Raw genomic sequence first — 12,092 nt, 5'->3', positions numbered from 1 at the left:
GAGCTAACAATGAAAAAAATACTTTGGATGTTTTGTCTCTCTTTACTGGCAAGCTACTCAGCGTACGGAGAAGAGTTTGCCGAATTTAAAGGGCGTTCACTCTCCCATGAAACCCAGCAACAAATTGCTGATAACTTAATGGACTGGGCTACCACTCATCATGTCAACGCAGAAAAAAAGATGGTGCCTGAGGAGTATTCGGCAATCAAAAACTATGGCCGAGTTGATCACGATGTGGTCAATGAATACATGCGGGCGGGAGAACCTGAAGGGTATTTGTCTGAAATGTTTGGCCGTACATTAAAGTCGCGAGTCTTTCATATGCAAAATGTCATGAATAAACTCCCTAACTACAAGGGCACAGTCTACCGTGGTTCATCGATAAAAAATGCGCTACTGGATAAGCTAAATGTTGGTGATATTCTGCACGAGAAAGCCTTTTTATCGACATCGACATTACCGAGTGTTGCCAAAAACTTTTCGTCGGCCGGCGTTTACGAAGGCGCCTCTGCAGCTCAATTCAAAATTGAGTAAAAGTCAGCAGGTCGAGCGATCAATGCTTACACGTTCAAACCGGATGAAGCTGAAATACTCGCTAAACCCAACACTTACTATCGAGTAGAAGCGATTGAAAAGATATCGCCACACAGAAACTACATCAAGATGAGAGAGGTAAAGAACCCTAGTCGTTATCTTAAAGCTGAACCCGATATCCATATATACGACAGCTTTAATGGTGAAGAAGTCTCCCTTAGAAATCGTAGTTCCCTCTACTGCCTGTAGTGTGATGCACTCGTCTATGGCGTAATGCACCGTCTTCTCAGATTATGTTCTTAACGAACGATTAAACACAAAAAGACCATCGAAACGATGGTCTTTTTTATTACTGAGATTCGCTAATCTAGCGCTATTAACTGGCGATTTTACGCATCACCTTGCCACAAATGTATTCACCAATCGGCATTGCAGAGGTCGCTGCTGGCGATGGCGCATTACACACATGCAGGCTTCTTGGGCTTTCGGCAAACAGGAAATCATGAACCAAGGTGCCATCTTTGAGCACCGCTTGAGCGCGTATGCCTGCTGGGTAAGGTTTGAAATCTGACACCGTAATGCTCGGGCAATATTTGTTGACCAATTTTAGATAGCCCGGCTTCCACCACGAGTTCTTAAGCTCGATCAAACCGGTTTTCAGATTATTCGCAGTCACTTTCCAAAAGCCCGAAAAGCTCAGCATCTGCCAAGTGTCCTTAAAACTAAAGTTCAGCTTGCCATAACCTTCTCGCTTCCAACCTTGAACTGCATTTGGCCCTACCGTTACCGAGCCATCGATCATACGTGTTAAGTGCACGCCCAAGAAAGGCAGTTCTGGGTCAGGGATCGGATAGATAAGGTGATTCACCACCTGGTTGTGTTTCGCGTCCAACTGATAATACTCACCACGATAAGGGACGATTTGAAAGTCGGTTTCAATGCCAAGCATGCTGGTCATTCTGTCGGCCATCAAACCAGAACACGTGATCAAGAATCGACTGTTCAGTTGTAGAGTTTGACCATCTACTTTGCACGTTAACTGCACTTCATCTTCTTGCTCATCCGCCATGATCACTTCTGTGCCTAGACTGAGCTTGCCACCCGTCTCAACAAACTCTTGAGCCATTACTTCGGTCACTTTTTTGTAGTCGACGATACTGGTGGTTTTGACATAAATCGCGCCCAAGCCCGTGATGTTAGGCTCGGCAAGTTTCAGTTGCGCTTGGTCCAACAAATCGACATCAATGTCGTTATCATGACAACGTTGATAGAGCGCATTCATGCGCTCGACTTCCTGCTCATTGGTTGCGACCAACAACTTACCGCAGTTTTCGACAGGGATATCGTGTTGGCTGCAAAAGGCGATAGTTCGCTCGACGCCACGCCTACAGAAATCCGCCTTTAAACTGCCTGGAGCATAGTAAACGCCAGCGTGAATCACACCACTGTTATGGCCAGTTTGGTGCTGCGCGAAGCCACGCTCCTTTTCGACTAAAAGGATACTTTTATCAGGGTGAGCTTGCTGTAATTGCCATGCCGTCGACACACCAACAATGCCACCACCAACGATAATATAGTCGTATGTTGAGTTCATAATATTCCTACATTCAATCCTTTAATTATAGGGAAGACGCGACAGTGTTAGATCCGGTTTGAGGTAACTTTTTTTCCTCACTTTCTGATTCCTTTTTCACTTGATTTGCATCGTATTTACGACCGCTGTAGATGAAGATACCAACAAAAATGGCAACACATACCAAACGGATCACGACTGAAACATCAGGCCATACTAGAGCTACACCTATCGCAACCAACACTACTCGAGTAATAATATTAACTTCGCTCTCTAAATAACCTTCAATCGCCGCGATAAACGCGTAAGTACCAATAACAGCAAAGCCACCCGTGACTAACACGGAGGCCACATCCCAACTTACCAAGTTAGTGTAGGCAATCAACAATGGTACTAAATACAAGCCTTTGGCGATCTTCCATGCCATTAAGCCCGTTCTCATCGGGGGTGTTTTAGCAATGGTTGCAGCCGCAAATGCAGTTAAACAAACAGGCGGAGTCACGTTGCTGTCTTGCGATAACCAGAAAATAATTAAGTGAGCCGAAAGCAGTGCAAGGCTGATAGCTTCTAAGCCAAGGCTCTGTTCAAGCAGAGTTTCCACAAAATCAGCAGGAACTAACGCAATCATCTCTTTCGCCGTTTCCAACGCCATCGGTGCGTTCAATAGATCAAGCTTATCTGGCGCAGCCAACATAAAGATGGCTTTAGCTTGCTCAGGAAGCTGCCCTGACACCAACAAGTCGAGCAGTTGACTTTCAGCAATCAATTTATACAAGGCAGGAGCAGACAATGTTCCCAACACAATATAAGCCGCCGTTACTGGTAACCCCATACCCAGAATCAAAGACGCCAGTGCGATCAACGCAATCATCACCAGTAACTCGCCATTCGCCCAGCTGTTGATCATCAAAGAGAAGGTGTTACCAATTCCCGTAGTGCTAATGACATTAACAACTAGACCAATACCAACTAGTAACACAGCCGTTGTCGCCATGTTTTTTGCGCCTTGAGACAAAGCTTCAATGATCGCTTTCGGTCCCATTTTGTGATTTTTAGAGAACCATGATGCCACCACCACAGAAAGAATCGAAATACCCGCAGCGTAAGTCGGCGTAAAGCCTTGAACGAGCAAAGTCACTAACACGGCCAATGGGATCAGGTTGTGCCAGCCCGATAGCAATACCTTTAACAAAGGTTCACAGCCAGAGGTCACCTTTTGTACACCACTACGCTTCGCTTCAATACGCACGAAAAAGGCCACTGACAAAAAGTAGATAAGCGCAGGAACAAAGGAAACCGCAATAATATCGACATAAGGGATCTGCGTGTAAGAGGCCATGATGAACGCGCCCGCACCCATCACAGGTGGCATCAACTGCCCGCCAGTGGATGCAGCCGCTTCAACACCTGCCGCGAAACGCGAAGGGAAACCTGCCTTTTGCATCAAGGGAATACTGATCACGCCCGTCGATACTGTGTTTGCTACGCTCGACCCGGAGACAGAGCCCATCAAGCCGGAGCCAATAACGGCAATGAAACCAGGGCCACCAATCACTTTACCCGCCGCGGCACGGGATACATCAATAATGTAGTCGCCGACACCAGATCGAACTAAAAATGCGCCAAATAGGATGAACATGAACACGAAGGTCCAACTGATTCTTGAGATCGAACCAAACATCCCTTCTGATGAATAAAAGCTTCGATAAAGTAACGTCTCTAGGCTTAAACCCGGAAAATGAAAAATACCGCTGGTCCATTGTCCCCAAAGCACTACATAACTTAAACACACTAAGATAAGCACTGGAATGAACCAGCCCATAGTGCGTCTAATCAGCTCAATGACGATGGCAATCGCCAAGATAGAGAAAAACCAATCACTGGCGATAAATTTTACGCCTCGGTCATACAACGCATCTTCGGCAAAGGGAATGTAGATAAGGCAAGCTAAAGCAGCCAAGGCAATCCCAATATCGATAGCTAATGCTATTTTGCTTTTTTTAAGCGATACATGGGCGGGATACCAAAGTGCGCAAATGATTGCGAAACCAGCGAAATGCGTCGCCGAAATCCAAAGCTCTGGCAAGGTAGATAAGGTATTAAACCAAATATGTAGGAGGGAGAGTATCACTCCCATTGTCGTTATTGCTTTGCCTACCCAAGGGAAATCTGTTCGGGTAGGCAATTCGAATTTTTTCAGTTCCTGCTGCAGCGAATCGCTCATAGAAAACTCCTGCTCTCCACAGCCAAACGCGCAGAGAAAATCCATAAAGTAAGGTGGTGCGTTTTCACTTCAAATAATCGAACGAGTCGGAGACGGTCAAATCAGACAAAGTAGCCGAAACAGATGAAAACGCACCAAGCAATTAATTAACGCGAATATTCAGTTCACGCCAAATAGCGAGTTAAAGATAAATGGCTAATCGAAGACAAAGAGTTAGTCGACGATCAACTCAGAAGGGATTTCTATACCCACTTCTTTATAGTAACGAGCAGCACCAGGGTGAAGCGGAACAGGAAGGCCTGCGATCCCTTTCTCAAGTGCCATTGCTTTGGTTGCTTTGTGGATACCTTGTAGGAAAGGTAGGTTTTCATAGATAGCTTTGGTCAGTTGATACACATCTTCTTCAGAAATGTCTTCACGAACCGCTAGGAAGTTAGGTTGGGCAATCGTAGTAATTGGTTTATCGACACCTGGATAAGTGTTTGCTGGGATCTCATACTTGGTCCAGATATTATAATCACCATTCGCTTGTTTGATTTGTGCATCGGTAAACGACAAGATTTGAATATCTTCACCCAGTGCTGCAAAGGCTTGCGTCACCGCACCAACAGGAACACCAGCAGGCGTGTTCATACCGTCAATTGTGCCATTTTGTAATGCGCTCGCACTGCCACCGTAACCCATAAAGGCGAGTTTAAATTGTTCTGGGTCCACGGATAGGCCTTGCATGATTTGACGACCTGAGTTTTCAGTCCCAGAGTTCTTCTTACCGATAGAGAATTTCTTACCGTTTAGGTTCTCTAGATCGCTTACCGTACCTGTTTTTGCTAGATCTGAACGCACAATAAAGTGTTCAACGTTTTGCCATAACATGGAAACTGAACGCAGTTGAGTTTGTCTGCCAGATTTCTCATATGGCCCCAAACCCTGCCAAGCCCAAGCACCATACAAACCTTGTAGAATGGCGAACTGAGCTTCGTTCTCGTTCAACAACTTTACGTTCTCACCCGAGCCCGCAGAGCTGATAGCCGCTAAAGAAAAGTGCTGCTTAGGCGCAAGCTTAACTTTACTCAATGTCGCTAAGGCCACACCTACCGGATAGTAAGTACCACCCGTTGAGGCCGTCGCTAAAATATAGCTGCGATCTTCTTCAGCTGACGCATTACTGATAAGGCCAAGAGAAGCCATTGCTATCGCTAAAGTTTTAACTAGCTTGTTGTATTTCATTGTTACTCTCCATGTAGGGTTATTCACGTTATATTTTTGTTAACAACAATCACTAGATAGCAAGCGCAATGCCAGTTTTTAACCATTTGTTTTAATTTACTTTTATTTTAAAACCTATTTAAAATAAGCCGTTTTTTGCTTATTTCACTACTAATGAGTAAGCTATTTTTTGCTTATCCAAAGCCGCAGTTAACATCCCCTTAAAGGTGGTCAGGTCACATCATGTTATATTTATGTGATCAGTGTTTATAAAGTGATAAATATACGATGAGCCATTTATTGCTCATCAATATCCAATAAACACGACTGTCAAACCGATCATTGAGAATCGACGTAGTCACTTCGATTCAACCCATAACGCACCATCTTTTGGTTCAATGTTCGACGAGGTAAATCCAAGTCTTGCATAACATCATTGATGCGTCCCTGATAACGCACTAGCGCATCATGAATCACTTTCCGTTCAAAGCTCTGCACTTGAACCGCCAACGGGATGCCTGCCGTTGTGGACTCTGTGACAGAATTAGGACGACACGCCAAAATATCACCAACGGTCAGGCTTTCATCCAGCGCAAAACGAATCGCAACATTACGCAGTTCACGCACATTGCCCGGCCATGCATACGACAACAAGGCATAGCGATCGGCTTCACTGGCCGCTCGGGTTTCGCTGTTCGCTTCTTGAGTGAAGTGTTCAAAAAGGATAAGAGCATCGTCTTCTCGTTCACTAAGGGGAGGTAAATGCAGTTGAGCAACGTTCAAACGATAGAAAAGATCTTGGCGAAAGTCCGGATGATTTAAAAGGTCGCATTTCGAAGCTGAAACTATTCTTAAATCAACATGTTGCTGTTGATTACCACCGACACGCTCAACAACATTGTCTTGTAAAGTACGTAGCACTTTGACTTGCATCGACAACGGCATACTTTCTATTTCGTCAAGAAAGACCGTACCTTTGTCGGCAAATTCAAGCTTACCAATGCGTCGTTTAGCAGCACCAGTAAATGCCCCGGCTTCATGACCAAACAGCTCGCTTTCAAATAAATTCTCTGGAATCGCACCACAGTTTAGTGGCACAAAAGGATGAGGTTTACGCTGGCTAAATTTATGTAAACAAGAGGCAACGAGCTCTTTCCCACAGCCAGTTTCACCATAAATGATCACATTGGTATCAATTGAAGCGACTTTTTGTATTTGTTCTCGTAATGCACACATCACTCTGCTGCGGCCAATCAGAACTTGTTCAATGCCCTTCAGGTTATCCAAATAGCTTTGACGATTTATCCTATCTTGACCACTTTGATGTTTATCTACCGCTTCCGATACCGTTTGAGACAAACGCTCTGGATCGAACGGCTTTTCTATAAAATCATACGCGCCTTGCTGTAATGCCTTAACGGCCATATCGACATCACCATGTCCGGTGATCAAGATAACAGGTACTTCTGGCACCAAACCTTTAAAGCGACTTAACAGTTCAACACCATCAATATCAGGTAAGCGCACATCGCTAATGATGGTCTGAAAATCACCTTCCACGACCGCATCTAACGCGTCTTGTCCAACCTCAAATGCGGTGACATCGAAGCCAGCCAACTGCAACCATTGGCTGGTTGCTTGACGCACAATTGCGTCATCTTCAATCAAAGCAATACGTTGCATGATCTCTTCCCATCGCTTACACCTAAATAATATCGACCACGGTATGTAAAAAAGCCGCAGACTAAAAGGAGCTAGCTCCCACTTTGAATAACACTCCTTTAACAGTTTTATAATGTTTGCTAGCTTCAATTTGTTCCAGATTCAACCTTCCATGTGGTAATAAAACGCAGCTTTTCAACTCAATAATTTAAAAAGGATTTAATCAAGAATGGTTAACAAAAATCGATATTGGTTGTTCCTGTTTGCCTGTTTATTGATTGGTTTAGTTCAGGTAACCACCAAAAGTGGCATAAGCCAATGGAAGCTAGAACAAGCTCAGCGTTACGCAGAACAGCGCTTCCTTGGATACATTGCCGAAGCAAGACGAACGCTCAAACGTTTTTACTATTTGCCTTATCTCGTGACGAACGATGAAACCAGCGTGCGTTTTATTGATGGTGACATTCGCCTCCAAAAACACATTAAAAAACAGCTGATTCAGTTAGACAAAGCGGCTAACACCAAAGGATGGTATCTACTTTCCGCAAACGGTGATTTGCTTGTTTCTAGCGTAGAAAGGAACAAACTCAGTAAAAAAAGCGCCAGCACTATTGTGTCCAAGATCCACCAGCAAGGCGGTGCGATCTCCCTAGTAACCAAAAATAAAGGCGTCACACCCGATTATTTTATTGCTGCACCCGTTTATCGAGCATCCGATGTGGTAGGCATTGTTGCAGTACAAATTGATTTATCATTACTGATCGACCAATGGTTTGCCGATGGTGAAGCCATCTTGTTTCAAAACCCTCGCGATCAGTTTTTTCTATCGAGTGATCACCGATTGAATGCAGATTGGTTCAATGAAAATTTCACTTCACAACCGCTCGCTACAAAGCGTGAGCTATATGACCAAACCCACATTCGAGTATGGCGACTGAAAGATAAAGATTACCTTATTCAATCCATAAAGTTAGACGACCTCAATTGGCGCTTAACCTACCTAACGCCGTTAACCAGCCTAAACCAAACCACAAGTTGGATAAGTTGGAGCGTCGCGGTAGGTTGTCTGTTCATTCTGTTATTGCTGGTTATTCTTTATCAAAGACGTCAGAAAAAGCTCAGCAATTTACGAATACAAAAACTCATCGAAGAGTCGGAAAAGCGTCTGTCTGGGATGATCAATAAAACGCACGTTGGGCTAGTGCTGATCGACAAACATGGTCATATCCATGATATTAACCTCATGGCCAAGAACTACTTCTCACTATCCGATTCAATGATCAGTAACATCAAAGCTTGGCAGTTATTTGAGGCAGGCAATCCAAATTCAACCACCTTGCAATTGCTTCAGAACCTAGAGCAACACCAAGAACTGGCCGAAATAACCAGCGTCGAAACCATGGCAAGGCGCAGCGATGGTAGCTACTTTCCGGTACTGTTCTCTATAAGTGCCTTTCCTTGGCATGCGACCACTTATTATCTGTGTACCGTGATCGATATTAGTAAGCGCAAAAAAGCAGAAATTGCAGTGCAAAACGCTAATAAAACGCTTCAACTACGTGTAGAAGAGCGAACACAAGACCTCAAAGACGCACAACAAGAACTGGTTGAATCAAGCAAACTTGCCGCACTAGGGCGGATGTCGAGTGCGATCACTCATGAGCTTAATCAACCGCTTACTGGTCTAAAAACCCTGCTTTCAAGTAATCAACTACTGATGGAAAGAGGCGAGACCAAGATGTTGAAAGCGAACATGGACTTAGTGATGAGCCTCATCGACAGAATGGCCAACATGACCAGTCAATTGAAGTCGTTCGCCTTTAAAAGACTTGAGAAGCCCTATCCAGTTTCACTCACCGAAGCACTGCAAGAAACCCTACGAATTCATCAAGCCGAATTAGACAACGTCGATATTCGCATACGTGTCGCCTCTAATATTTCGATGGTAATGGGAGAAGAGGCGCGACTTCGTCAAGTGCTTGGCAACCTAATCAGAAATGCCGTAGATGCGACTCAAAATCAAACACCCGCGACCATTGTTATCAGCGCACATACCGATCAACAACGTGTGATCATCAAGGTGCAAGATAATGGCTGTGGCGTGTCAGAAGACCAACTCGAAACCATTTTTGAACCCTTCCATACCAACAAAAAAATGGGCGAAGGTTTGGGTCTCGGCTTGGCCATCACAGCAAACAATGTGCGGGATATGCAAGGCACCTTGATAGCAAAAAATAACCCAGACCAAGGTATGACATTCACGTTAACACTGCAGAATATTGATAGTGAGAATAAGTAGCCGCTTACATAGAGTTTAGAATTCACATCCGATTGAGAAGCTAAAACTAAAAAACCGCCCACAGAGGGCGGTTTTGATTCACTTATTGGCGTGTGACTTACTTCGTTAATCCGTTAACGGCTTACTGCGCTAACTGCTTCAAAAAGAGCTCTGTCGGGCGAACAATCGCGATGATTGATTCATCGTAGATTTTCGCTGATTCAGACAATATCGCTTGGTAGGCTTTCGCGTCTGATGCTCGAATTTTTTCACCTACTTGTGCTTTAGCAATCAAGGTTAACGCCAAGTCTGCTACTTCCGCCGTTTTCTCTGCGACAACCACAGTCTCCACCGAAGACACATTACCTGAGAAGACAGTTTTAGCCGCGAGTGCAGCCGCTTTTGCTTGCTGATAATGCTGAGCAAGTTGCTCAAGCGCTTGTTGATTACCCGTCGCGACTTCGTTGACCAAATCTTGCATCTCATACACAGCGTAGCTTTCTACTGGCAGCGCATCAACAAAGCGATTTAGGCGCTCGTATTGGCTGTATAAAGTGCCCTTAGGTTCAGTAGAATTCCACTTTTCCCAGTTACGTGCATAGTACTGTGCTGGCTCGGTGTATTTCGCAAGCACGCGCAGGTCGTGAATATCTTGGCCTTTCGCAATACGTTTTAACAGCATGTCCGCATCCGCATGATGACGTAGGCCAACTGACACTTCAGACCATGTATCCATCGCTTTCATGCGCTTGTACATGCTGCGTTCGTCCGTCAATTCTGCATCAGACCAGAAGCGCTCTGCAATCGCATAGCTGCGTGGCCATAAATAGTTTTCGACCGTGTGGCTGTCTTTGTTTTCTAGCCACATGGTGATTTCACCACCTAGGATAAGTTCTTTTTCTTTGTCGGTTAATTCAGCAGGGTAACCGCCATTAGGTTCAGGAATCACGCTGCCTTCAACATCACTGCTCGCAATCACTTCACCTGTGGTTGGCCAACGCACGTTACCCACCAGTTGGTAACTGCCTTCGGCAAAACCCTTTGGATTCAGGTTTAGGTTAAATTCGGTGTACGACATGAAGTTATCGAAGTGGCCAACAAAGGTTTCACCCGGCACATAATCAAGGATGAAGATCTCTTCGCGAGACTTGCCGTTGTAATCACTGAATGCGCGGAAAGTCCCGTCTTTCGCTTCAATGATAGTCAGTGTTCCCTTACGTGGGCCGCCTTTTGAACGAGGCTTTTCCCATTGATACGTCACGAATTTCTCGCCACTGTGCAGCTTATCGTCAACAGTGATACCGCTTGGCATTGGGTCATTGCGATAGTGGTAACTGGTTGGCTGAGGCTGGTCTAGGTAGTAACCGGTAGACAGAATACCTGGGTAGCCCTCTTTCGCCGCACGACCAATACTGTCGTGTCCTTGCCAGCTCTGAATCACGATAGAAGTTGGCAGATCTTTATGCCAGATCTCATCCCAACCCGTCATCTTCTTGCCGCGCTCTTCCAGCATCTTTTCAACTTTTACGTTGAGATAAGACTGTAAGCCGCGCTCACCATCAATGTTGTTCTCTTCAATGAACTCTTGGTGCTTTTCGCTGTTTTTCCATTGCGCATAGTTCGGCTCATCGCCACCAATGTGGAAGTACTCATCTGGGAACAGTTCTGTCACTTCGTCGAACACGTCGCCCAGCATTTCATAGAGCTCAGGGTTAAGTGGGTCCATCAATGGCTCAAATACGCCCCAGCCACGTTCTTGTTCGTAGCTTTGACCTTCACCACCCGACATCAAGCGCGGGTAAGCATGCGCTACAGCAGAAGAGTGACCCGGCAAGGAGACTTCAGGAATCACACGAATACCAAGGTTACGAGCATACTCGACTAGATAACGAACTTGGTCTTTGGTGTAGTAGTTACCATCGGCAGTTTCAGACCACAGACGCGGCCAAGATTCCGTTTGAATACGGATACCTTGGTCGTCCCAGAAGTGCCAATGGAACACGTTCATTTTGGCAGAAGCCATCGCATCTAACTGACGAATCAACACATCAAATTCAATAAAGTGACGAGAGGTATCGTAGGAAACACCACGCCAACGGAAACGAGGCTCATCAACAATGGTTACGGCAGGAATATGGTAGCCAGTCGCCGTGGTTTCAACGAGCTGCAAAAGGGTTTCGATCCCGTGAATCGTACCGTATGGGCTTGGAGAGCTCAGCGTGATTTGCTCACCCTGAGTGGTAATTTTGTAGGACTCTACAGAGTCGATATTTTGTATTTCAGACTTTGGTGCTGCGTCGATATCTATGATCAGGTTCGCTTCGTCTGCACTATCAACCTGCCAATTTAGAATCGGCACACCCGTCTGACGCTCAAGGCGATCAATAAAACGTTTCGCCGTATATTCGACACGGTCAGAGTTAAAGCCTTTGATGTAAACCTTGAAGTTACCGTCGACCTTAACTTGTCCAGCTTGCAGCTCGACCGTTTGTGGATACGGCATTAAATTTAGATCGGTATTTGGAGCCATTGCTAACGCCATTGGGGACACTACTGAACCTGAAATCAATAGGGATAATATAGTTTTTTTCATTATTAGTTTTCCTATATAAATA

The 12,092-nt window shown here is 45.1% G+C and carries 6 protein-coding genes and 1 pseudogene; 2 read left to right on the top strand and 5 right to left on the bottom strand.

Annotated elements, in window-relative coordinates; translation table 11 throughout:
• The first annotated feature begins 9 nt into the window (after positions 1 to 9).
• Positions 10 to 783: pseudogene (locus DUN60_RS17065) on the top strand (ADP-ribosyltransferase).
• A gap of 127 nt (positions 784 to 910) precedes the next feature.
• On the opposite strand, the gene lhgO reads toward DUN60_RS17065, so the two are convergent.
• From lhgO to DUN60_RS17045, 4 genes are all read right to left on the bottom strand, one after another.
• A complete protein-coding gene (gene lhgO / locus DUN60_RS17060) occupies positions 911 to 2,128 on the bottom strand; it encodes an L-2-hydroxyglutarate oxidase (RefSeq protein WP_114634462.1) in 1,218 nt (405 codons plus the stop codon).
• Positions 2,129 to 2,153: 25 nt separating this feature from the next.
• Entirely contained in the window at positions 2,154 to 4,331 is a 2,178-nt protein-coding gene (locus DUN60_RS17055) for a TRAP transporter permease (RefSeq protein WP_016767107.1), read from the bottom strand.
• 213 nt (positions 4,332 to 4,544) lie between these two features.
• Positions 4,545 to 5,558: a TAXI family TRAP transporter solute-binding subunit gene (locus tag DUN60_RS17050; RefSeq protein WP_010432072.1), complete on the bottom strand. Its 1,014-nt coding sequence runs from the start codon at positions 5,556 to 5,558 to the stop codon at positions 4,545 to 4,547.
• A gap of 318 nt (positions 5,559 to 5,876) precedes the next feature.
• Positions 5,877 to 7,220 carry a sigma-54-dependent transcriptional regulator gene (locus DUN60_RS17045; protein WP_114634461.1) on the bottom strand — a complete coding sequence of 448 codons (1,344 nt, stop codon included), beginning with the start codon at positions 7,218 to 7,220 and terminating at the stop codon, positions 5,877 to 5,879.
• 208 nt (positions 7,221 to 7,428) lie between these two features.
• Between DUN60_RS17045 and DUN60_RS17040 the strand changes: the two genes are divergently transcribed.
• Positions 7,429 to 9,498: an ATP-binding protein gene (locus DUN60_RS17040; protein ID WP_114634460.1), complete on the top strand. Its 2,070-nt coding sequence runs from the start codon at positions 7,429 to 7,431 to the stop codon at positions 9,496 to 9,498.
• Between the two features lie 121 nt (positions 9,499 to 9,619).
• Here the strand turns inward: DUN60_RS17040 and DUN60_RS17035 are convergent, their stop codons facing one another.
• Positions 9,620 to 12,070 (bottom strand): family 20 glycosylhydrolase, encoded by a 2,451-nt coding sequence (locus tag DUN60_RS17035; RefSeq protein ID WP_114634459.1) that lies wholly within the window; start codon positions 12,068 to 12,070, stop codon positions 9,620 to 9,622.
• Positions 12,071 to 12,092: the final 22 nt, after the last annotated feature.

The sequence above is a fragment of the Vibrio splendidus genome, assembly GCF_003345295.1.
Taxonomy (GTDB): domain Bacteria; phylum Pseudomonadota; class Gammaproteobacteria; order Enterobacterales; family Vibrionaceae; genus Vibrio; species Vibrio splendidus_K.
This window is presented reverse-complemented; position numbering and strand designations above follow the sequence as displayed.